Below are 25,112 nucleotides of genomic sequence, written 5' to 3'. Positions count from 1 at the left end.
CTCCCTTATGAAGCCAGGGTCATCGTATAAGACTAACCTTCAAACATTAAAAGCGCATTAAATGTTGAAAATAATTAAAAAAAAGACGGCATAGGCCGTCTCTTACCAGGAAATCAGCATCGCGCAGATGCTGCTCATTCGTTTGATGTTGATTGTCCAGTCTCTGCTTCGTTCGAATCCGAATGGTCTTCTTCAAACAATTTCTGAATGTAGGCTTGAAGTTTGGGTACGTTCACACCGAGTACTTGAGCGCTACCAGCACGTTCATTTGTTAGGAGTTTGTTGGGTGGAATCTGATGCTGATTCATTTCGTTTACACGAATATCAAAGCCGAGCGAAGCCAGCTTCAGCATCTGTGAGGGACTGAGATCGGTTTGAATATAGGGAGCAACGGCTTCAAGGATCTCCGGGACTTTGAAGAGTGAAGTGCTGCTCTGCATTTTCTTCGCGAGCTCGGTCATAAAGATCCGCTGCCGTTGTGTTCTTGTAAAATCGGATGTGGCATCATGCCGGAAGCGTACATATTGAAGGGCTGTTTTTCCGTCCATATGCTGCAATCCTTTTTTCAGGTCAATGTCATACATATGTTTATCCGCTTTACTTGTATAATACATATCTTTCTCGACATCAATATCAATCCCGCCGAGTGCATCAACCAGCGCTATGAAACCTGTAAAGTCTGTGTAGACGTAGTGCTGGATAGGTATACCCAGCAGGTTGCTGACCGTTTGTTTCGTTAATTCAGCTCCTCCGTAGGAGAAAGCGGCGTTAAGGCGGCTTTTGCTATGTCCCGGAATATCAACATAGGTGTCCCGCAGCACGGAGAACAGATGAGCTTTTTTGGAAACGGGATCAATAGAAGCGACCATCACGGAATCTGAACGTCCAGCATCATCACCTCTGGAGTCACCGCCGATTAGTAATATGTTGACGCGCTCCTGCCCCTCCCACTTGGGGATTTGGACCAGAGACGCATTCGAGTTTTCATCCTTGTCTGAACCATCATTGGAGGACGAAGCACTGGTGACCGTTGAGATGCTATTGGCAAAATGAACAATCGAATATCCGTAATAAATAATGACACCCGTTACAGCAAGGACCAAGGTCAGGACTGTCCCCCACAACCATCTTTTAAGCATAATCTTCACCTTTCTATGTAAGAACTGAACAGCACCCAAACTATTTTAACAAAAAGAAAGAGTTATGTCCTCTTTAATTCCGAAAAACATATAATAGGATTTTTTATTAGACAATTTGTTTATTTATAATTGATCATACAGACGATTTGTTGATTTCATGGGCTTCTTTTCACTGATAATAGACTTTATATTATCTTTTTCGATGTGTTTGATTTTTCCTGTTATATGAAATTTTATGGATTGCTAATGTCATATATTCAATTGCGCACTATACATGTCGATATATTATACAGATGTATCAGTTTAACGCGCCAAGTTGGAGGAGTGGGATGATGGAAAAAGCACGGGGGAACGTACGGGGCAAAATGAGGTTTACGATCAGGGGGAAATTGTTAGCCGGTTTTTCAATTGTTTTAGCATTGCTTATCTTTGTGAGTGTGTATACACTAATGCAGGTTTCTACAATGGCTGATCAATCTCGCCAAGTCAACAAAACCTGGATGCCGAGTGTAAGCCTACTGGGTATTATGAATGGTGATGTCTCGGATGTGGAACGGCTGGCACTTGCCGTCATCGTTGAGCAGGATCCAAGCGAAACCGAGAAGCTGAATGAAGCGTTAAACGTGGTGCTTGCCAAAATCGAGGATGAGCGTAAAGAGCTGCTTACCTTAATCAAGGGAAATACCGATGCTGAGAAGCTGTACGAGCAGTTTTCAACGAATTATGATGCATATCTGCAGAAACAGCCGTCTTTTATCGAAAATGGTCTGAAAAATGACTATCTTGCAGCCAGCAAACTGCATACAGAGTCATATCCATTATGGTATGCGGCTAACGATAGCATTACACAGTTGATTAACCTGGGAAATAACGGAGCGAAGGAAATCGCTGCCGAGTCTGTCAAACTTGCCGAGAATGCATTTAGTATCATTTTGGGTGTAGCGATTGTCGCAACACTGCTTGCATTGTTCATTGCTTTCTTTATTGCAAGTATGATCTCACGTCCACTCAAAAAGATGACGGAGGCCGCTACAGCAATTGCTGAAGGTGATCTCACTGGTGAGAGCATTGTACTGAAAAACAGGGATGAGCTAGGTGTGCTGGCGACAGCCTTTAATACCATGAGTGGTAATCTTCGTTCCATGATTCAATCCGTATCGGAGACATCGGAGCAGGTTGCGGCTTCATCTGAAGAGCTTCTGGCCAGCGCGGAGCAAAATACGAGAGCTTCGGAGCAGATCACCGAGACGGTTGAGGAATTGTCTGTAGGAACAACCGATCAGATTGATCTTGTGAAGCGTTCGTCCCAGGCGATGAACGAGATGGCTCTGGGCTCTGAACAGATTGCGGAGCTGGCTCAAAGTGTATCTGTCTCTGCTGTGGATGCGGCGAATCAATCTACTGAAGGTAACAAGATTATTCAGCAGGCGGTTGAACAGATGGGAACCGTTCGTAATTCGATTGCTTCACTGAGAGTATTGGTCACAGGGCTTGGTGAGCGTTCAGCCGAGATCGGTACCATTACTGAAGTAATCAACAACATTGCGCGCCAAACAAACCTTCTTGCATTGAATGCCGCGATTGAGGCGGCACGTGCAGGAGAGCATGGCCGAGGTTTTGCTGTCGTTGCGGGAGAAGTACGCAAACTGGCTGAAGAATCTTCTGCTTCAGCCCAACAGATCTCAGAGATTGTTCAGCTGATTCAGCAGGATACGAATCATGCTGTAGAGGCTGTGAAGGTAAACAGTAACGAAACGGAAGCGGGAATTGAACTGGTGGCTGCAGCCGGACAAGCCTTCGAACAGATCTCAGGCGCTGTCAATAAGGTAGCAGGGGAGATCGAGGAAGTATCCGCGGGTTCTGAGGAGATGTCAGCAAGTACGAATGAGGTCATGAGTTATGTGAATCAGACCTCGAATATTGCCGGAGAAGCGGCAGGTGCTGTACACAACGTATCGGCAGCTACACAAGAGCAGCTGGCTTCTATGGAAGAGATTGCTTCCTCCGCAAGCCTGTTGTCCAAAATGGCAGAGGAGTTACAGGGGCAAGTCAACAAATTCAGAGTGTAACGTTCAAATACAGAATAGAAAAAGCTGTTTCTCCCGGGATTTCCGGTGAAGAAACAGCTTTTTTGTCATAACACGCTACCTGAAAGTCACAACAAGGTCACAACAATGTTATTCCAGAAGTCACCAATGTTGATATTGCAAGCTACACAAAAGACTATAATGGTAATTAATGGTGGAAGTTGTATGGAGTTACCACCATAGAGAGGAGCGCATGTACTTCGAAACTTACAAGTTTTCAAGCGGAACTTTCAAGAAAAGGAGATGAATCGTATCGATGAAAGGGAGCTGGTGGAGACGAGTTGCAATAGCGACATTATCGGCAGGACTGCTGGCAGGGAGCTTTTCGGTGAATACAGGATTACGTCAGGTGGATGCGGCCGCTGGAGATCATAACTATGCAGAAGCCCTTCAGAAGGCCATTTATTTCTATGAAGCACAGCGGTCGGGACCTTTACCTGCGAATAATCGGGTGGAGTGGCGTGGCGACTCGGGAATGCAGGACGGGGCGGATGTTGGCGTAGATCTTACTGGCGGTTGGTATGATGCCGGGGATCATGTGAAGTTTGGTTTTCCGATGGCTGCTTCAGCTACGATGCTTGCCTGGTCTGTAGTGGAATATGCGGATGGTTATGAACAGGCGGGACAGCTGGAGGAGATCAAGGATAATATACGGTGGGCAACCGATTATTTTATGAAAGCGCATACGAAGCCAAACGAATTATGGGGACAAGTTGGAGCAGGGAACACGGATCATGCCTGGTGGGGGCCTGCCGAGGTCATGCAGATGAACCGCCCTTCGTTCAAAATTGATGCGTCCTGTCCGGGAAGTGATCTGGCGGCAGAAACGGCTGCTGCACTGGCGGCTTCCTCTATCGTATTTGCTGATGACGACCCGGCATACTCGGCGAAGCTGCTCCAGCATGCAAAAGAGTTGTACAACTTTGCCGATACATATCGGGGAAAATATACCGATTGTATTACCGATGCGACTGCATTCTATAATTCCTGGACCGGATATGAGGATGAGCTGGCATGGGGCGGAGCCTGGCTTTATTTAGCAACAAATGATAACGCTTACTTGTCCAAAGCGCTGTCTGCTGCAGATCGCTGGTCTACGAGCGGCGGTTCGGCTAACTGGCCGTATACCTGGACACAGGGCTGGGATAGCAAGCACTATGGTGCCCAGATTCTGCTCGCCCGAATTACTTCCAGTCTGAATATGCCAGAAGCAACGAAGTTCATTCAGTCTACCGAACGAAATCTGGATTACTGGACGGTAGGAACGAATGGAGGCCGTGTCCAATACACCCCTGGTGGTCTGGCCTGGCTCGATCAATGGGGCTCGCTTCGATATGCGGCGAACGCTGCCTTTATCTCTTTTGTATATTCCGATTGGGTCAGTGACCCTGTGAAGAAATCCAGATATCAAAATTTTGCTGCTTCACAGATCAACTACATTTTAGGAGATAACCCTCGTCAGAGCAGCTATGTTGTCGGGTATGGGCAAAATCCGCCGCAGCATCCGCATCATCGGACGGCTCACAGCTCATGGATGAATAACGAAGATATTCCCGCGAATCACCGTCATATTTTATACGGCGCGATGGTGGGAGGACCGAATGCGTCAGATCAATATACGGATGATATCGGGGATTATGTAAGCAATGAGGTAGCGACCGATTACAATGCCGGTTTTACCGGGGCACTCGCGAAGATGAATCTGCTGTACGGACAGAACCATCAGCCGCTTGCAAACTTCCCTGCACCGGAGGTCAAAGGTGATGAGTATTTCGTGGAGGCCGCTGTACGCTCATCCGGCTCTAATTACACGGAAATCCGCGCACTGCTTAACAATCGCTCAGGTTGGCCTGCACGTATGGGCGACCAGCTCTCCTTTAAATATTTCCTTGATCTGAGCGAGGTGTATGCTGCAGGACGCACCGTATCCGATGTTCAGGTTACTGTATCGTCTAGCGAAGGGGCAACCGTTTCACAGCCCGTTGTGGTGGATGCCTCCAAGCGGATCTATGCCATTACAGCAAACTTTAGCAATACCAAAATCTACCCGGGCGGGGAGGGCAATTATCGCAAAGAAGTTCAGTTCCGAATTACAGGACCGCAGGGTGCATGGAATCCCGCGAATGATCCTTCGTATCAGGGCCTGTCGACAGGCAATCCGTTGAAAAGCAACTACATTCCTGTCTACGATGCCGGAGTGAAGGTGTTTGGACAGGAGCCAGGCGTTACCCCTGTTACCGTTCCAGCTGCTCCTGCCGGTGTGCAGGCGGTAGCCGGCAATAGCCAGGTGGCGCTGAACTGGTCGGCTTCTGCCGGAGCTGTATCGTATACGGTGAAGCGTGCCGCAGTTAGCGGAGGCCCTTATACAACCGTAGCCACAGGTATTAATGGACTGACTTACACCAATACGGGACTAACGAATGGCACAACGTATTATTACATCGTGACCGCTGTGAATACCGCCGGGGAATCCCCAGCATCTGTGCAGGTGTCAGGAATGCCTCAAGCCGCATCGACGGTGCCAGGAGCACTGACATTAAGCGGGACAGCCGGCAATAACCAAAACATGTTGTCCTGGACCGCAGCATCAGGGGCTTCGAGCTACACTGTGCAGCGTGCTGCTGCCGGTGGTGCTTATACTGACGTCGCAGTTGGCGTGACCGCGCTGAACTATAACGACACGACCGCCCTTAATGGCACAGCCTACAGTTATCGCGTGGTTGCAGTAAATGCAAGCGGGCAGACGTTGTCCAACGTGGTTATGCTGACGCCTTCCGGGCCTCCTGCTTCGACGGGTACGCTTGAGGTGCAGTATCGAAGCGGAGGCTCAGGCAATTCGAGCAATGCGGTTACTCCGCAATTTAATGTGAAGAATACCGGCACCCAGTCCATTGATCTGAGCACAGTGAAAATCCGTTACTACTTTACCAAAGACGGCACAGAGGATATGTCCTTCTGGTGTGATTACGCGCAGGTGGGTTCAGCCAACGTGCAAGGTAAGTTTGTAGCGGTGAATCCGGCGAAAGGTACCGCGGATACGTATGTGGAGATCAGCTTCACCTCTGGAGCAGGAAGTCTGGCTGCCGGGGCGGAGACAGGTGTAATTCAGACACGTTTCTCCAAAAACAACTGGAGTGTGTTTGATCAAAGCAATGACTATTCCTACGATGCTTCCAAAACAGCATTTGCTGCTTGGAACAAAGTGACGGCGTATCAGGGCAATACCCAGGTATGGGGACTGGAGCCATAAAGGCATACATGCAGATGGAAGTGCAGAAGGCCATGCAATATTTCAAAATTGAATAGTTAAAATGCGGAGCAATTGTGGGAACAGACGAGCGACAGTGATATTATTTTTCACTAATTCAGGGAGGTATATATTGATGTTGAAGACAGCTGCAAAAAAGAGTTTAACGGCCATGCTGGCGGGAACGGTCATGCTGACCGGTTACACGGGACTCTGGACTGGTTCTCAAACGGCGCATGCTGCCGATCAGGCCATTGAAATTCAGGCTGATGGCATTAACGAAGCACGCTTTCTGCAATTATATGCTCAGCTGAAGGACCCGGCGAACGGGTACTTCTCGGCCGAAGGCATTCCGTATCACTCCATTGAAACGCTGCTGAGTGAAGCCCCTGATTACGGGCATATGTCCACTTCGGAAGCATACAGCTACTGGTTATGGCTTGAGACGATGTATGGCCACTACACGGGAGACTGGTCCAAACTTGAAGCAGCCTGGGATAACATGGAGAAGTATATTATTCCGGTCAATGAAGGCGACGGCAAAGAGGAACAGCCAACGATGAGCAAATACAATCCGAACAGCCCTGCAACCTATGCAGCTGAAAAACCATTCCCTGATCAATATCCATCCAATCTAAATGGTCAATATGCCGCAGGGAAGGATCCGTTAGATGCCGAGCTCAAGGCAACTTATGGCAACAACCAGACGTACCTGATGCACTGGCTGATTGACGTGGATAACTGGTATGGCTACGGCAATCTGCTAAATCCTTCCCATACGTCAACGTATGTGAATACGTTCCAGCGCGGTGAGCAGGAGTCGGTGTGGGAGGCGATCCCTCATCCATCTCAGGATGATAAGTCCTTTGGGAAATCAGGCGAAGGTTTTATGAGTCTGTTCACAAAGGAAAATCAGGCACCATCCGCACAGTGGCGTTACACAAACGCAACGGATGCAGATGCTCGTGCAGTTCAGGTGCTGTATTGGGCCAAAGAAATGGGCTACAACAATTCGGAATATCTGGATAAAGCAAAGAAGATGGGTGATTATCTGCGGTACGGCATGTACGACAAGTATTTCCAGAAGGTTGGAAGTGCGAAGAATGGCACACCTACACCGGGTACAGGTAAGGATTCCAACATGTATCTGATGGCTTGGTACACGTCATGGGGCGGTGGCCTGGGCCAAGGTGGAGACTGGGCTTGGCGGATCGGAGCGAGCCACACCCATCAGGCTTACCAAAACCCGGTTGCAGCTTATGCATTGTCTGACCCGGCAGGTGGCTTGATTCCTGATTCGCCTACAGCGAAAGCAGACTGGAACGCTACGCTGAAGCGCCAGCTGGAATTCTACACATGGCTGCAATCCCATGAAGGTGCTGTCGGCGGCGGGGCAACGAACAGCATTGGTGGTTCCTACGCGGCATATCCTGCAGGGGTTAGCACCTTCTATGACATGGCTTATCAGGAAGCACCTGTATACCGTGATCCGGATTCGAACACTTGGTTTGGATTCCAGGCATGGCCGCTGGAGCGTGTAGCGGAGATGTATTATATTTTGGCAGAGAGCGGCGACCTGACTTCAGAGAATTTCCAGATGGCCAAGAAGGTCATTACGAAGTGGGTTGACTGGACGAAGGATTATGTGTTTGTTGACGAGCGTCCAGTAACAGATGCAGAAGGATATTATTTGAATGCGGCAGGACAGCGGATTCTCGGTGGAACGAATGTTCAGGTAGCAACAACACCTGCCCCAGGCGAGTTCTGGATTCCGGGCAATCAGGAATGGCAAGGGCAGCCGGATAAATGGAATGGATTCAGCACATATACGAACAATCCGAACTTCCATGCCATAACCAAAGGCCCGGTGCAGGATACCGGGGTACTGGGAAGTTATATTAAAGCGCTGACGTTCTTCGCGGCTGGAACCGAGGCAGAGAACGGTTCTCTAAGTGTAAAGGGGCAGGAAGCCAAGGAGTTGGCTCAGAATCTGCTGAATACGGCTTGGGATTACAATGATGGGGTTGGTATTGTTACGGAAGAGGAGCGCGCAGATTATTTCCGCTACTTCGCCAAAGAGATCTATATCCCGGCCAACTGGTCTGGTACGTTCGGTCAAGGAAACACCATTCCGGGTACCGCAGGCGTACCTTCCGATCCGGCCAAAGGCGGAAACGGTGTGTACATCGGATACTCCGATCTGCGTCCAGCGATTAAGCAGGACCCGGCGTGGGCATATCTGGATAACCTGTACAAAACATCATACAACCCAACCACGAAGAAGTGGGAAAATGGTGCACCGACCTTTACGTATCACCGTTTCTGGTCACAGGTTGATATGGCTACCGCTTATGGTGAATTCGACCGTCTCCTTGGAGACAGCAGCACGCCTGGAGTTCAAGTGCCGGCTGCACCTGCTGGTGTAACCGCTGCCGGTGGGGATAAGCAGGTTGTGTTGAACTGGAATGCAGCTGCAGGAGCAACTTCATACAGTGTGAAACGCGCAACAGTAAACGGTGGTCCTTATACCTCCGTAGCGACTGGAGTTACAGGCTCTACCTTTACTGACACCGGACTGACGAATGGAACAGCATATTATTATGTAATTACAGCAGTCAACAGTGCCGGGGAATCTGCACCATCCGCACAGGTTACGGCAACACCGCAGGCTGGAGTGACCGTGCCGGGGGTATTTACCCTGAGTGGAACGGCTGGAGACGCACAGGCTGTGCTGAACTGGACGGCCTCGACCGGAGCAGCAACGTATACGGTGCAGCGCTCGACGGGCACGGGGGCATATGCCAACCTTGCAACAGGTTTGACGGCATTAACCTATACTGATACAACGGCAGTGAACGGAACAGCTTATAACTACAGAGTAGTTGCAACGAATGCGAGTGGTCAGACCAACTCCAACGTCGTTGTGCTGACACCGATGGCTGCTCCGATCTCAACGGGAACGCTGGAAGTGCAGTATCGCAATGGAGGGTCCAGTGCTTCGGGCAATGCGATTACACCACAATTTAATCTGAAAAATACAGGTACAACGGCAATTGATCTGAGCAAGGTGAAGGTGCGTTATTATTTCACGAAGGACAGCGCAGCGGATCTGAGCTTCTGGTGTGACTATGCACAGCTCGGCAGTGCCAATGTACAGGGCACCTTTGCTGCTGTACAGCCAGCCAAAGGCACAGCAGATACGTATCTGGAGATCAGCTTCTCTGCGGGTGCGGGAAGTCTGGCAGCTGGCGCTGAGACTGGCATCATCCAGACCCGTTTCTCGAAGAACAACTGGACGAATTTTGATCAATCCAATGATTATTCCTTTGATGCTACTCAATCCGCTTTTGGTGCCTGGACCAAAGTGACAGCGTATCAGGACGGTGTGAAAGTGTGGGGTATGGAGCCTTAATCAGCAAGAGATGATGGAGTGCCGGGCTGGTTTCAGGAATTGGGGACGGAAACGTCCGATGCATCATTCGAATCGCTGTTGATAAGCTCAAGCTGAAAGCCGGGGAGAAATCCCCGGTTTTTCATGTTTGCCAATCCATATATTTTCAAATATAAAGGGGAGATTCCAGATTGGAGTGAAATGAAATGTAGTAATGTTTTCCAATTCAGCTGCAGCAAAATATTAAAATCTAGTTCGCGGGTTGCATAACGGGGGAACAGAAGGCATACATGACCAAAACGCGGCAATCGAAGGTATATCAATTGGTTACAATAATTTAACCTTTGAATTCAGGCCATGTGTGCTCTATTTTTCCAGTGAATGAACGTTTTCCCTGATGCGATGTGCTCAAGCTTGGATAAATCTTTGCAGGACTTTGGGCTGATGAACGTTATGGAATGCCCGTTTACAATAAGGCGAGCCGGGAAGATGTCTTCCTGGTTAAAATTCTGTAATATTCGGAGGGACACGACATCATGAACTGGAAGAATACCATTGTTACGGCAAGTGTAACGGCAGCGATGCTGATGGGAAGTCTGACAACGGCAGCACTCACAGGACAGGTATCCGCAGCAGCGGCAGATCAAACCAAAGCAGAAGTCATCTGGGGTGTAAACCTTCGAACCTCACCAACGACATCGGCAAAAGTTATTCGGATGGTATCCAAAGGAGAAACGGTAACTGTGCTGGAGCAATCCGGTTCAGACTGGTATAAAATTAAAGATTCGGCTAATCGGACAGGCTACATCTCGTCCTCATCCAAATACACTCAGCCGGTGAATCAGGATACAACAGCTGAGAACAAAGGGACCGGTAACGGTTCAAGCAGTTCGAATTCAGACATTTCTAATGCCAACAACGGTTCAGCGGTCAAAGGAAGCGCGGCAGTAGAGAAGGTTATTGCGGCTGGAATGAAGTATATGGGGACCCCTTATAAATATGCAGCAGACCGCAACAGCACGTCCGTGTTTGACTGCTCCAGCTTTGTACGGCGGGCTTTCATTGATGGACTGGGCATCACACTCCCGGCTGATTCGCGTCAGCAAGGAGAGTATGTGAAGAAGAAAGGCCAGGTTACGACCAATTGGAAAAACCTGAAGCGCGGCGATCTGATGTACTTTATGTCTTATAAAGGCACTTCGGCTTCCGCTTACAAAGGGATAAACAAATCAAAGGCAACGATCACACATACGGGTATTTATCTGGGTAACGGTAAAATCCTGCATACATATTCCAACGCTGGCGGTGGTGTGACGATTAGTGATATTGCCGGCAAGCATTGGGAATACCGCTTCCTGTATGGCGGCAGCGCGCTGTAGGACAAGCTCACAGGTATAAAAACACCTTTCAATACCCTGGAATAAGGGCAAATGAAAGGTGTTTTTGTGCTTTTCTTTTTACAAGGCTGGAATGCCATCGTGGTAGAAGAGTCGGAATAAAATATCCTGATTGTAGTTGCCAAAACCCTCACCGTACAGCGTCATGCCGCCTACATGCTGGGCATCCTCTTCCACAGAAAGCCTGAGCGTCCACAGATTGCGCTCTACAGGAATATCTGCGAGTGTAATGCTCGATAGAAGCTGTCCATCAATAAAGGTTCCTTCATGCGTAATACGCAGCACTTTAAGCATGCCGTATTGATTGACAATATCGCTCCACCAGTCAGGTGTAAAGATACCACGTCCATTGCCAGAGTCGCCTGGACTGGTCCATTCACCCAAACGGATGCCATTTAGCGTGAACGTAATGTCAGAGGGCCAGTTGGGATTGACAGAGGGGGCCTCAGAGCCGATCTCCAGTGATAATTCGATAGCATCGATCAGCTGCCCGGTTAGCATATAATTTGGAATTTTATACTCGACAAATCCACGGCCAAACCACAGGATATTGGCGTGCATGCGGTCCGGGTCCAGAAAATAACGGGGATCATCATACTGTCCGATCACATGGGTGGATGTAGCTAAACCGCATGTCGGATACACGTCGAAATGGGTGTAATGTCCGATAGGAATAGATACCTCATGAAACTTGCGGGATATGCCGCTTTCCTGGGGCATGGAGATGCCAATCCAGTCCACGGCCAGGCTGTTCATTTTATGTGTGCCGCCGTCCTTGCGAACCATTTTGGACTGAATGATGCCAACGTCCTGCAGCTTGCGAACATGCATGGTGACGATTGCACTGCTTAGTCCCAGCGATGCTGCAAGGTCCTTCACATTCATAGGTGTTTCAGCGACAAGACGGATAATCTGCAAGCGGACTTCACTTGCCAGTGCTTCATATAGTGGGAGCCATTCGGCATCGGTATTTGCTCTGATCACAGGTGTTCCTCCAATTTCATTTATAGAATTAAGTTAAACATAAATTCATTGAAAAGAATAATGTTTTCTGAATTTCTGGTTGAAATATGCGGTGTTATCGATTTTAATATAAATATGAACGTTGATCCATAGAATATCAATTAATTTTTTTATTAATCTTGAGGAGATGAGATCATTCATGGAAAAAGCGAAAATGACGGTAGATAAAGATTTTACAATTGGTGAAGTCGATAAGCGTTTGTATGGATCATTTATTGAACATCTTGGACGTGCTGTGTATGGCGGAATTTACGAGCCTGGGCATGCTTCAGCAGATGAACAGGGATTCCGCGCAGATGTATTGGAGATGGTGAAGGAGCTGCAGGTGCCGATTGTACGATATCCGGGGGGTAATTTTGTATCCGGTTACAATTGGGAGGACAGCGTTGGACCTGTGTCCGAGCGTAAACGCAGGCTGGAGCTTGCCTGGAGAACGATTGAAACGAATGAATTTGGTTTTAACGAATTCGTGGATTGGGCGAAAAAGGCGAACTCCGATGTGATGATGGCGGTGAACCTGGGAACACGCGGGGTCGATGCTGCGCGTAATATCGTAGAATACAGCAACCATCCGGAAGGTTCGTATTACAGTGATCTTCGGATCAAGCATGGATACAAGCAGCCGCATGGTGTGAAAACCTGGTGTCTGGGAAATGAAATGGACGGCCCTTGGCAGATCGGGCACAAAACAGCCGAGGAATATGGTCGCACAGCTGCGGAAGCAGCCAAAGTCATGAAATGGACTGATCCAACGATTGAACTCGTTGCCTGCGGAAGCTCGCATCTGGGCATGCCTTCCTTCCCGGACTGGGAAGCAACGGTGCTGGATCATACGTATGATCATGTCGAGTATCTCTCTTTGCACCAATATTACGGCAACCCGGATAACGATACCCCAACGTTCCTTGCGCGTTCATTGGAAATGGATCGTTTCATTGATACGGTTAAAGCGACTTGTGATTACATGAAAGCAAAGAAACGCAGCAAAAAGACAATGTACTTGTCCTTTGATGAGTGGAATGTATGGTATCACTCCCATGAGAACGACTCCAAAATGGACCCGTGGCAGATCGCTCCACCGCAGCTGGAAGACATCTATAATCATGAAGATGCGCTTCTGGTAGGCTGTATGCTGATTAGCATGCTGAAACATGCGGATCGGGTTAAAATGGCTTGTCTGGCGCAGCTCGTCAATGTTATTGCTCCAATCATGACAGAAACAGGTGGAGGTTCATGGAGACAGACGATCTTCTATCCGTTTATGCATGCCTCTGTGTATGGTCGCGGAACGGCGTTGGTACCGCTGATTCAATCACCTAAATATGACACCAAAGAAATCACGGACGTTCCTTATCTGGAAGGTATTGCAGTGCATAATGAGGAGCAGGGTGAGGTCACGGTGTTTGCGGTTAACCGTCATCTGGAAGAATCTCTCCCGCTTGAGGTTGATCTGCGCAGCTTCGGTAAATGCAGCCTGATCGAGCATATCGTGCTGGAGGCAGATGATCTCAAAGCAAGCAACACAGCTGCCCAGCCTGACCGTGTCGTTCCGCATAACCGTGGTGGAGCCTCCGTATCCGATACACTGATCACAGCCAGTCTGGCAAAGGCATCCTGGAACGTCATCCGTTTGAAGGTACAGTAAGAGCGGATAAAGGAAATGTACGAGTTATGTGATGAGTTCAGGGAATTGTTAATCGTAGTGTACAGTACAGTACAGTAGAGGGTATCGGGTCAGCAGAAGGAATTATAAGGGAACGATAGAAAAATATAAGGAAGCGTAAGGAATCGTAAGAAAGGTAAAATACTGTAGGCCAAGGTAGATCGCAATAGAGCAAAGAACTCTAAAAAAACACCAAGATAAGTTACCGAATACAAGTCAGCCTTCAACGAGAGCAAGCAGGGGGACGGAGTAAAGTGAATCCCGAAGCAGGCCGAAGACTGAAGTGGCGTGAAGGTCGAAGGGACGTGAAGGTCGAAGGGACGTGAAGGTCGAAGTGACGCGAAGGTCGAAGGGACATGAAGGTCGAAGGGACGTGAAGGTCGAAGTGACGTGAAGGTCGAAGGGACGTGAAGGTCGAAGTGGCGCGAAGGTCGAAGTGGCGCGAAGGTCGAAGTGGCGCGAAGGTCGAAGTGACGTGAAGGTCGAAGTGACGCGAAGGTCGAAGGGACATGAAGGTCGAAGGGACGTGAAGGTCGAAGGGACGTGAAGGTCGAAGTGACGTGAAGGTCGAAGGGACGTGAAGGTCGAAGTGGCGCGAAGGTCGAAGTGGCGCGAAGGTCGAAGTGACGTGAAGGTCGAAGTGACATGAAGGTCGAAGTGGCGCGAAGGTCGAAGTGACGTGAAGGTCGAAGTGGCGCGAAGGTCGAAGTGACGTGAAGGTCGAAGGGACGTGAAAAAATCTGGATGCGAATATTGCATCCAGATTTTTTTTAGCCCCGTGAGCGGAAGCCACCTGGAGAGCGGAAGTCGCCCCGTGAGCCGTGCCGTAATGCCCGACAGGAACAGGATGAATATAGGATGAGTTTGCAGTCTGAGTGAGCTAGGTGGGTGGAGGTTTATTCTCCAAGGGCAGCACAATGCAAAATTCAGAAGCGCTAACGATCTCAGGAAAGCTTATTTAGGTGTTTTTCATCCCTTCCAGAATCTAACGATTCCCAGAAACCTTATTTCACCGAAATGAGCTGATATTACGCAGAAAAAGGGGCAATTCGCACAAATAGTGTCGCCTGGATTCGTTAGAATTTCAAAGTCGCCTAAAAGCCGCGAATAGCGTCATCTCGATTCGTTAGAGCTGCGAGACCAAATTCGAATGTAGGAGCGGTTAAACAAGTTATGCCTAGACGTCTCCGAGACTGATATACGAATGCCATAATATATTACATGCTGCAAGGTTAGCAAGCAGGGAGTCAATTTAGCAGCATTTATTATCCACCGAGAATGAGTTTCTCGCATAGATTTATCACTATTTTCAAGCAAAAATGATAGCGTATCCATCATCTTAATTTTTTTGGCGAAAAAAGTCGAATTATATCAACTAATACAATATGTTTTGTGATAGTATAGCAGTATATTCCAGACGAAATCGTGTGATACGGGGGTTGTTCCGCGCGTAAGCCGTCCAGGGGTATATATAGGTGAAAAGGGAGAGCGATGCTATGGACCGAAGGCTGATTTTGAAATTTACAGCAATTTGCATGATTGTGAGCTTGGTGATGACGATGTGGGGGAAAGTGCCTGTTGTGCTTGCGGCCTCCAGTAATCCGACGGTTACTTCCAAGCTGGAAAGCATTGAGGTATCCGATGTTGTGAATGGTGCGGTGCTGGAGCTCTATCGAGTCTCGGACGGGGTGGTGGTGGCTACTTCAACACCCGTTACAGGGGGCATATATCTGTTTAGTCCCGTTGTTCCTGACAGGGAACAGTACTACGTGAAACAAACGGTGAATGGAGAAGTCGTAGGATATTCCCCCTTTGTCAATTCCGAGTTGCGCAAGCCTCAAGCATCAGGGGATGTAGAGGAAGTGCTGGTTAGCAATGTATACCCTGGAGCGGAAGTAAAGCTGTATGAATCCAACGGAACCTTGGTCAACATCACAGGGGAGCTTCAATCCGATGGCACCGTGCTGTTCAAAGGTGTGACGGCAGGAATAAATTATTACACTACACAGAGTATTAATGGAGTCATTCAAGGTTCCAATACGGTGACGGTAGCTCCTAAAAGGCCTAAAGCCGAAGGAAAACCGGGACAGATTACGGTCAGCGAATTTCAGTCGGGGGCCATACTGAAGCTGTATCAGGTGAATGGTGGTACCCTGGAAGCTACTTCACCTCCCGTAACAGACCCTACGTATACGTTTGAGTCTGTTGTACCCCGCAAGAGCCAATATTACGTAACGCAAACCTTTAACAACGTAGAAAGTAAAAACTCCGATTTTACGAGTTCTACTTTGCCCAAACCACAGGCCAGTGTGGATGGTAATTCCATCAAGGTCAGCAGCATTTATCCTCAAGCCACTGTTTCTCTGTACAAGGGGGATGGAAGTCTCGTTTCCGATACACCCGATGTGCAGCCAGATGGGACAGTCATCTTTCCTAGTCTCACTAGTCGTACCTACTACTACGTGCAGCAAACGATTAATGAAGTCATCAGTGAATCAGACACCGTTTACGTATCACCGGACATTCCTGTTGCGCCTGTAGCTCAAGGCAAGCTGGAAAGCATCGAGGTCAGCGGATTCACATCAGGTGCAACCCTGAAGCTTTACCAGAAGTCGGATAACTCGCTTATAGCCACGGCAGATGCCGTGACGCAGATCCCTTACCTGTTCCAAGCGGTAGAGCCTAAAACTGGAGGGTATTATGTCACACAGACGGTTAACGGGGAGCAAAGTGAGAATTCTGAATTTGTAAATTCCGAGTTGCGACACCCTGAAGCGAGTGCTGATTCCAGTTCAGTCACGATCAGTAATGTATATCCGGGAGCTACCGTTTCTTTGTACAAAACGAGTGGAGAGCTGGTTTCTTCCGATACGCCGAACTTGCAGCAGCCGGACAAGGTTATTTTCACAGGCTTGGAGAAACGTACCCAATATTATGCTCAACAGCAGATTAACGGCGTAGTTAGTGTAACGACAAGCTTCATCGAGCTGTCTATTAATACGCCCGGCAGGCCGACAGCGGTAAAGGGAACGGAATATATTGATGTCAGCGACTTCACTTCTGGTGCCGTTCTGAAGCTCTATGAGGCGGAAACCGATACCCTGAAGGCTACCTCTGAACCGGTTACAGAAAGCACGTATCGTTTTGAGAACGTAATACCGAACAGCAGAGAGTACTATGTTACTCAAACGGTATTTGGCGAAGAAAGTAACAATTCCGATTTCATCGGCGTGGACCTGCGGAAACCTGCAGGTAGTGTGGGTATCGGGTATCTGGATGTGAATGAAGTATATCCCGGAGCCACTGTCAGCTTATATTTGACGGACGGCACACTTGTTTCCGATAGTCCCGAACTGCAATCCGATGGCAAAATGCGATTCGGCAATCTGCCAGCTGGCGGTGAGTATTATGTCGTACAGAGCGTAAATGGTGTAATCAGTGAGGCAACGCCTTGGCTGATGATCCCTACCGTTCCTCATGCGCCTAAGAATGTAAAAGCAACAACCGGCAACGCTCAAGCAACCATTACATTTGAGATTCCACGTCAGGATGGAGGCAGCCCGATCACGGAATATGAAGTAACAGCTTCACCAGGCAATATTCAGGTCAAGGGAGCCTCAAGTCCAATAACAATAACAGGTTTGACGAATGGCACAAGTTATACGTTCACGGTTAAGGCGATTAATGCGGTGGGCAGCAGTTTAGCATCGACGCCTTCCAATGCAGTGATTCCAGCGTTACCTTCAAGTGGAAGTGGCTCAGACAGCAGCTCCGGTTCTGGCAATGCAACAGGAGGTACATCATCATCTACACAGACAACCGTCAGCCAAGGCATTAACGTTCTTGTGAATGGTGTATCCGAACAGATCGGCTTTTTAACTCAAACGACCAGAGAGGGTCAGGTTGTAAGCAAGGTCGGCGTTGATCCCGAAAAATTAAAACAGAAGCTCACTGCTGAAGGCCCGGGCGCGTTGGTTACGATTTTGGTCCCTTCTGGTGCAGACGTGCTGATCGGAGAGCTGGACAGCTCCATGATTCGGGATATGCAGCAGTCGAAGGCCGTATTGAAGCTGCAGACCGATTTCGCAACGTACAGCCTTCCTGTACAACAGATTTCACTCGATTCCCTTGCCCAAGGCTTGGGGGGTGAAAAAGCTCTGCAAGATATGAAAATCCAAGTGGAGATGGGCAAACCCTCTCAGGCAGAGAGTGATGCCGTGACTCGCTCGCTTCAACAGAACCAGTTCAGTCTTCAAGGAATGCCTGTTGAGTTTAAGGTGCGGGGGACATACGGAGACCGGTCTGTAGATATCCATCAGTTTAATACTTATGTCGAACGAACGATCACTCTCGAAAAAGGGAAAACGCAATCCGGCATCACTACAGGCGTTGTTGTGAACCTGGATGGAACGGTAAGGCATGTACCTACTCGTATTGTCTTGAGAGATGGAAGATATGAGGCAGTAATCAACAGTTTAAGCAACAGCACCTATGCGCTTATCTTCAATCAGGTTCAATTCGACGATGTAGCGGGGCACTGGGCACAGAATGCCGTGAATGATATGGCTTCCAGAAAGATCATTGAAGGGACAGGTAACGGTAACTTCAGTCCTGATCAGTATATGACTCGCGCTGAGTTTGCCGTGATCATCACCCGGGCATTGGGCATAGCACCAAATGCATTGAACAGCACGTACTCTGATGTGCCACAGAATGTATGGTATTCCGCAGCTGTTGGCAGTGCGCACGAGTATAATCTGATACAAGGTTATGCGGATGGAAGTTACCAACCCGATCGGAACATAACTCGTGAGGAAGCCATGCTTCTTTTAGCCAGAGCGATGGAACTTAGAACTGGACCAGCTTCAATCACTGAGCAGCAAGCTCGGCAGATTATCGCAGACCGCGGTCTGGAAAAAGGTATTTCCTCCTGGGCCATCAAGGGCGCAGCCCAGATGATTGAAGCGGGAATCGTGACGGGTCGAAGCAAAGGTGATCTGGCTCCTGATGCGTTCGTTACCCGTGCGGAGGTTACACAGATGGTAGCACGTTTACTGTCTAAGGCTGGTCTGATCTAGGGATCTAGTCCATTACTTTATCGCTCTTCATCTAGGTCACTGCTTTATCGGTTGATCCAATCTATTGAATCTATTTTTTTAATGGATCTTTTGACTATGGCACGAAACGAATAAAGCAAGACATAAAGACCGCATAGCCCTGATAACAGGCAATGCGGTCTTTGCTGATAACGTATAGTCTATGCAGCTTCAATTTCAAGCCTTCCCGCCAAACTCCAGGCTTTCGCCATCCTGTGGAATAAACACTTCCCCATCCAGCTGCTCAGATGCCAGATACGCGGCAAGATCGGCACGTGTTGTCAAACAGTGATTGATGGCGTCCATATGAACAGCGATGAGGTGGGCTGAAGGTGCAGCGCGTTTTACGGCGGCGACGTCGGGCCCGTCCATCGTGATGGGATCACCTTGCAGGAAGCGGGCGCCTCCGGCATTAACAACAATGACCTCTGGATTATAGGTTTTAATGGCTTCCGCAGGCTCTTCACACCAGATGGTATCCCCGGCAATATAGGTGACGGGTTCTCCAGCAGCTTCAAGCACAAAGCCGGATACATTCCCCATACGCTCGCCAATCTCACCTGTACCGTGCTGCCCTGAAGTACGAGCCAACTGTATCGATTGATGCTCGTGCTGTACATCGATTGGGGTTACGTTCGTAAATCCGGCTTCGATGAAAATATGCTCATCCCCAGGCTGGCATATCAGCGGGATATCTTTGCGCAGCTGCCTTGCAGCGGCTTCGTCCCAGTGATCGGGGTGCGTGTGCGTTACAAGCAACAGGTCGGGGTTCAGAATATCGGGTTCAATATCGGGCAAGCTGACTCGGGGATTGCGCAGATCATTCGGTGTATTGGGAAAAGCAGGCATGCTCTCGGCATCCATCAGCATCGGATCAACCAGAATGTTCAAACCTGCATATTCCAGCCACAATGTGGCATTTCTAATCAATTGAATCTTCATTTCATTTGCACTCCTTCGTGTTCTCTCTTAGTATTATCCTATATGTTAACCAAACCGATTCACGTCGTACATAACCTGCTGAATGCAGATTGACCTGATGATTTTCAAGGTGAAAGGAGTGCTGAATATCCATGAACGAAACGATAGATGCGACGGATTTACGTATTCTGCAGATCCTCATTCAGGATGCCAAACGTTCGAACAAGGAGATTGGGGAAGAGGTGCATCTTACGGGGCAGGCGGTTGGAGCAAGAGTTCGCAAGCTGCAGGATATGGGGGTTATCGAAGGATATACGGTAAAATGGAACCCGGAACGGATCGGCCTGGGCCTGCAGGCGTTTGTCACGGTATTTCTGAACTCTGGAGACAAACACCCGGCCTTTCGTGCTTTTGTGGCTGCGCGTGAGGACATCGTTGAGGTCCACCGCGTAAGCGGGGAGGGCTGTTACCTGATGCAGGTACAGACCGGTTCGACCGAGCAGCTGGGTGAACTGCTGGAGGCGTTATTGCCACTGGGCAATTATAGAGTAAATCTGTCCATTGGTGTAGAGAAGTCCAGGAAATAAAAGAGAGAGCGAAGGTTATTTGGCAGGCTTTGTGGAGCTTGTCCTGAAAGGAGGAGAAGAGAACACCAGCAGCTGGATCAGTCCCGATCCGGCTGCTGATGTTCCCTTAACGTCTGCTGAAGCAGAGCCAAGGAGTGAAGAAGTCTCTTTTTTCCAAGCAGATGATCGGAGTGGATATGGACGCGTGTGCCATCCTTCAGATATATGGCATACATGGGGGAGCGGGATAGCTGCCACTTGCTCTGAGCCGGGGTTGTCAGCTCAATCTTGCGAATCTGGTCCCATGGGAGATCACGGTGTCCGGCGTGGAGATGCTGCTCATCCCATGACAAGAGCACGGTTGAACGCTGAAGGGAGCGATTCAGGAACATAAAGAAAAAGGGTCCCACCATCCACATACCGAGTATCGCGGCCATAGGATAATAGATTTTCTCTACACTTTCTGTCTGCCCGGCCACGATGATCCATAAGAGCAGCACACACAGGACAAGGAACAGGAGGCAGAGGCTTCCTTTCCAGATGGCTGTGATGCGGCGATAACGAATTTCTCCGATTTCCCCGTGCTGATGTTCGGATGAGGCAGAGTGCATATGCATTATTCATTCCTCCTTGTAATCCCTGTCCCTACATGTAAAATCGCCGCCTGCATGAGCAGAGCGGCATGTTTGGCGTGTGCAGCCATATTGTATTTGACATGGGAGAACCTATATTGTATTTGACATGGGAGCCTATATTGTATTTGACTTGTTACCCCAGCTTGCTTGAATGCTGCCCGGCTTCGCGTGCATGCTGGTATAAATCCGCATACACCCCTTGCAGCGCAACCAGCTCCTGATGTGATCCTTCCTCCACAATGACACCTTGCTCCATCACCAGAATTCGATCGGCATGCATCACCGTGGACAGACGATGTGCAATGACAATTGTTGTTCTGCCTTGGGAGACGGACTCAAGTGCATGCTGTACAAGCTGCTCGGTGTGTGAGTCGAGATTCGCAGTAGCTTCATCCAGAATAAGCACCCGGGGCTGGAAGACGACGATTCGTGCAAAAGAAATCAGCTGCCGTTCTCCGGCAGACAGTCCGCTTCCACGCTCCGACAGGCGAGTATCGTATCCCTGCGGTAAACGGCGAATCATCGCATCTGCCCCAACGAATCGGCAAGCCTCCATCGCTTGCTCCCGTGTAATATCCTCTCTGAACATTCGCACATTATCTATAATCGTACCTGAGAACAGGAAAGGCTCCTGCTGAATCAGCCCGACAATACGGTGAAGTGAAGCTTGTGGAAGTTGGCGAATGTCGGTGCCATCAATCTGAATGCTGCCCTGATTCACATCGTAGAAACGATTCAGGAGAGAGATCAGCGTGCTTTTGCCAGCGCCGGTCGTTCCCACGATGCCGACCATTTCACCCGGATAGAGGTGCAGGTTCATGTTTTGAATAATTGGCCGGTCTGCACGATAACCAAAGGACACGTCGTTAAAATCAATCTGGCCCATAACCTGCCGGGGCTCCATGGCTGACATGCTGCCTGGCTTGGGATCATGCACTTCAGGTTTAGTGCTCAAAATGTTCCAGATCCGATCCATAGAAACGGTCGTAGACTGGAAGGTGTTCCATTGCATCGTAATCTGGTTGATGGGCTGGAAGAACTGCCGAATATAGCTGATGAATGCGTACAGCACCCCAACTTGCAGAGATTCACCAAGCACAGCCCGCCCGCCGAGCCAGACCATCATTACCAGAGCTGCGTTACCCAGAATGTCAAACGTCCGGTTAAATATCACATTAGAACGTGCCTGTGCAATGTTGGCTTGCAGATGTAGGGAGTTCTGCTCCTTGAACCGTTTTTTCTGCTCTTCCTCCTGATGAAATGCCTGGATCAGAAACATACCGGACAGGTTTTCCGCAGTGAAGGCAATGAGACGCGAAAGCCGGGTACGTGCATTCTGGTAGGCTCTCCGCAGCCTGTGGCGGAATAAAGCAGCTACAACGGCGATAACGGGCAGTACGATAAGTGAATAACTGGCGAGCACAGGATCAAGCTGAAACATAAAAAAGATAATAAGCACCAGCATCATGCCATCCCGGATCAGACTAAGCAGCACCTGTGTGAAAAAACTGCTGATCGTTTCTGTATCACTGGATACATTGGTCACCAGACTGCCGATATGAAAGCGGTCGAAGAAGGACATCGACATTTTGGAGATGTGCCGGAACAGGTCTTTACGAATGCGTGAGACGATGCTCTGACCGACATGCTGCAACAGATTGTTTTGTACATACGTGAAAATAAAACTGATCACAGCCAGCCCCAGGAAAATGGCAGCAAGCTGAACAAGAAAGCTGACACTCGTTTGACCCACAGCCAGATGGTCATCGATGGCGATCTTCACCAGATAAGGCTGCAGCAAATCTGCCGATATGCCAAGCAGGGAGCAGCAGAAAATCCCGGCGAAAGCCCACCGATGCGGCTTGGCATAACCCATCATCGCTTTAAACGAAGCGCGTTTACTGTGATGATCCCCAGTGACTGTGTCAGAGTCCGGTTCGGCTTGACTATTTGTGTCATTTGTATTGTTAGTATCATTTGTGGCTTCTGAATGCTGCGTTCTGTTCTTATGCTTCTCCTTGCCCTCGGCGTCAGACATGATGTAATCCCTCCTCCTGCAAGCGATAGGTCGCTGCGTACAGGCCTTTGGCAGCCATCAATTCGGCATGGCTTCCCTGTTCAACAATCTGTCCTTCATCCAGCACGATAATGTGGTCTGCATGACGAACCGCGCTGATGCGATGGGAGATGATCAGGGTTGTCTTGCCCTTGCCCAGCTTGCGCAGACTGCGCAGAATACCCGTCTCGGTAACCGCATCGACGGCGCTCATGCTGTCGTCCAGAATAAGCATCTGGGCTTGCTTGATCAGCCCGCGGGCGAGACTAGTGCGCTGCCGCTGTCCACCTGATAACGTAAGTCCGCGCTCGCCAAGCAACGTATCGAAACGGTCAGGGAATCGTACAATATTTTCATAGATCATTGCTTGTTTGGCGCTGTCCTCGACATCACCAAGCGGTGCTTCCCGATTGCTGAAGGCAATGTTGTCACGGATGGTGGTGCTGAACAGAAATCCATCCTGAGGAACATAAGCGATCCGTGATCTCAGACTGTCCAGTGACAGTTCACGAATGTCTGTGCCATTGATGAAAATACTGCCTTCCGGCGGCTCGTATGTACGAAGCAGCAGCTTGACCAGTGTGCTTTTCCCTGAACCTGTTTTGCCGACAATGCCAACCGTACGACCTGCTCCAATTCGGAGCTGAATCTGCTTTAAGGCCGGGGCTGCGCTGCCCGGATAATGGAACGTCAGATTCTGGATCGTAATCTCCTGTACATTGTGCAGTGTCTCTGCTTCTGCAATTTCACGCACATCCGGTACTTCATTGAGCAAGTCATTCACTCTTTCGAGCGAGGCCCCTGAGCGCTGCATCGTATTAATTACGTTGCCAATCTGCTGGAGCGGGCCCATAATCATGCGCAAATATAAGGTCAGTGCAACAAAGCTGCCCAGCGTAATGGAATGCTGCATCGTCAGAATGCCGCCAACCAGCAAGGACACAACGAGAGACAACGCGCCCAGCAAAGGCAGCGCAGCTTGAAAGAGGGAAGACAGTCGAACCAGGCGAAGCTGCTTGGTTTTAATATCATCAACCGTTGCGCCAAAACGTGAACATGCACTGTCCTCAATGGCAAACGTTTTGATCACACGAATACCGCCGAGCTGTTCTTCGGCAGACTCCGTCATCGTGGCGAGAGCTTCCTGCACATCCCGGGAGCGCTTTCGTATTCGCGGGCCGAAGAATACAACCAGAAAAGGAATCGCAAGCAGGGGCACAATGCTGATCAGGATCAGTGTGAGCGGAATTCCGCTCAGCAGCATCATCACGATACAGGAAAGCAGCAGAAACGTTGCGTTGGTCGTCATGGTAACCCCGTTCGAGATGGCTTCACGGACGGAGGTAACATCATTCATGAAATAGCTGAGCAGCTTGCCGTTGCCCTGTTTGGAAAAATAATGCTCACTAAGCTCGGAAAATTTGCGGAAAATCCGCTCCCGTGTCATGAATTCGAAACGGCGGCCTAGCTTCATAATCATGAATTGGCCGGTGCCAAACAGCAAATTGTAAGCAATGGCAACCGCAAGCAGGGACAAGCTGTAACGAATCACCGTCTGCATCTGAAGTGAGTTTTGCATTAATTGATCCGTGAAGCTGCCCAGAATACGGGGCAAGGAGGCCTGGCCAACGTTGGACGCAATGATTAAAAGAATAGCCAGGAGATAGATAGGCCAATGGGATAACACATAACCGCGCAGCAAACCTTTTTTGGACATAGGTGTGGGTTCTCCTTTGGTTGGTTAGAACTATGGAACGATTGGAGCGCTTCTTTCATACAAACGAAGTCAAGAAAAGGGCAGACACCTCGATGTTAGCGTGTCATGCCCTCTTACTGTATGCGAACTTGTTTGTAATTTATCCGTCATATGATGAATTCTCTATTTATATTT

General features: G+C 49.1%; 13 protein-coding genes. 7 read left to right on the top strand and 6 right to left on the bottom strand.

The genetic code is table 11. The annotated features are described in order from the left end of the window. Window positions 1–134: 134 nt before the first annotated feature. Complete coding sequence (locus IEW26_RS13810; RefSeq protein ID WP_188592800.1) at window positions 135–1,139, bottom strand: LCP family protein; 1,005 nt, start codon at window positions 1,137–1,139, stop codon at window positions 135–137. 365 nt (window positions 1,140–1,504) lie between these two features. On the opposite strand from IEW26_RS13810, the gene IEW26_RS13805 reads away from it, so the two are divergent. The 4 genes from IEW26_RS13805 to IEW26_RS13790 all read left to right on the top strand — a co-directional run bounded on the left by IEW26_RS13805 (window position 1,505) and on the right by IEW26_RS13790 (window position 11,243). Continuing rightward, window positions 1,505–3,208 carry a methyl-accepting chemotaxis protein gene (locus tag IEW26_RS13805; RefSeq protein ID WP_145403845.1) on the top strand — a complete coding sequence of 568 codons (1,704 nt, stop codon included), beginning with the start codon at window positions 1,505–1,507 and terminating at the stop codon, window positions 3,206–3,208. A gap of 274 nt (window positions 3,209–3,482) precedes the next feature. Beyond that, entirely contained in the window at window positions 3,483–6,476 is a 2,994-nt protein-coding gene (locus IEW26_RS13800; RefSeq protein ID WP_188592799.1) for a glycoside hydrolase family 9 protein, read from the top strand. A gap of 133 nt (window positions 6,477–6,609) precedes the next feature. Then, the gene (locus IEW26_RS13795) at window positions 6,610–9,885 is read left to right on the top strand and encodes a glycoside hydrolase family 48 protein (protein ID WP_188592798.1); all 3,276 of its coding nucleotides are present in this window, start codon (window positions 6,610–6,612) and stop codon (window positions 9,883–9,885) included. A gap of 515 nt (window positions 9,886–10,400) precedes the next feature. Then, window positions 10,401–11,243, top strand: a complete 843-nt coding sequence (locus IEW26_RS13790; protein ID WP_188592797.1) for a C40 family peptidase — start codon at window positions 10,401–10,403, stop codon at window positions 11,241–11,243. 78 nt (window positions 11,244–11,321) lie between these two features. Here IEW26_RS13790 and IEW26_RS13785 read toward each other — a convergent pair whose 3' ends face one another. Beyond that, complete coding sequence (locus tag IEW26_RS13785) at window positions 11,322–12,242, bottom strand: ArsR/SmtB family transcription factor (RefSeq protein ID WP_373288475.1); 921 nt, start codon at window positions 12,240–12,242, stop codon at window positions 11,322–11,324. Window positions 12,243–12,423: 181 nt separating this feature from the next. Between IEW26_RS13785 and arfA the strand changes: the two genes are divergently transcribed. Then, window positions 12,424–13,929, top strand: a complete 1,506-nt coding sequence (arfA, locus tag IEW26_RS13780) for an arabinosylfuranosidase ArfA (RefSeq protein ID WP_145403531.1) — start codon at window positions 12,424–12,426, stop codon at window positions 13,927–13,929. Window positions 13,930–15,443: 1,514 nt separating this feature from the next. Beyond that, window positions 15,444–19,025, top strand: a complete 3,582-nt coding sequence (locus IEW26_RS13775; RefSeq protein ID WP_188592795.1) for an S-layer homology domain-containing protein — start codon at window positions 15,444–15,446, stop codon at window positions 19,023–19,025. A 195-nt stretch (window positions 19,026–19,220) separates the two neighbouring features. Here the strand turns inward: IEW26_RS13775 and IEW26_RS13770 are convergent, their stop codons facing one another. After that, window positions 19,221–19,985 carry an MBL fold metallo-hydrolase gene (locus tag IEW26_RS13770; protein ID WP_188592794.1) on the bottom strand — a complete coding sequence of 255 codons (765 nt, stop codon included), beginning with the start codon at window positions 19,983–19,985 and terminating at the stop codon, window positions 19,221–19,223. Window positions 19,986–20,116: 131 nt separating this feature from the next. Between IEW26_RS13770 and IEW26_RS13765 the strand changes: the two genes are divergently transcribed. Continuing rightward, window positions 20,117–20,551: an Lrp/AsnC family transcriptional regulator gene (locus IEW26_RS13765; RefSeq protein WP_145403528.1), complete on the top strand. Its 435-nt coding sequence runs from the start codon at window positions 20,117–20,119 to the stop codon at window positions 20,549–20,551. A gap of 77 nt (window positions 20,552–20,628) precedes the next feature. On the opposite strand, the gene IEW26_RS13760 is transcribed toward IEW26_RS13765, so the two are convergent. The 3 genes from IEW26_RS13760 to IEW26_RS13750 all read right to left on the bottom strand — a co-directional run bounded on the left by IEW26_RS13760 (window position 20,629) and on the right by IEW26_RS13750 (window position 24,938). Continuing rightward, complete coding sequence (locus tag IEW26_RS13760) at window positions 20,629–21,147, bottom strand: hypothetical protein (protein WP_145403527.1); 519 nt, start codon at window positions 21,145–21,147, stop codon at window positions 20,629–20,631. 151 nt (window positions 21,148–21,298) lie between these two features. After that, the gene (locus tag IEW26_RS13755) at window positions 21,299–23,203 is read right to left on the bottom strand and encodes an ABC transporter ATP-binding protein (RefSeq protein WP_188592793.1); all 1,905 of its coding nucleotides are present in this window, start codon (window positions 23,201–23,203) and stop codon (window positions 21,299–21,301) included. After that, window positions 23,196–24,938: an ABC transporter ATP-binding protein gene (locus IEW26_RS13750; RefSeq protein WP_188592792.1), complete on the bottom strand. Its 1,743-nt coding sequence runs from the start codon at window positions 24,936–24,938 to the stop codon at window positions 23,196–23,198. Before IEW26_RS13750 ends, IEW26_RS13755 begins: the two co-directional genes overlap by 8 nt. Window positions 24,939–25,112: the final 174 nt, after the last annotated feature.

The organism is Paenibacillus silvae (assembly GCF_014639235.1).
In the GTDB taxonomy this organism is placed as follows: Bacteria; Bacillota; Bacilli; order Paenibacillales; family Paenibacillaceae; genus Paenibacillus; species Paenibacillus silvae.
The sequence above is the reverse complement of the archived record's forward strand: the minus strand, read 5'-3'. Positions and strand labels throughout refer to the sequence as shown.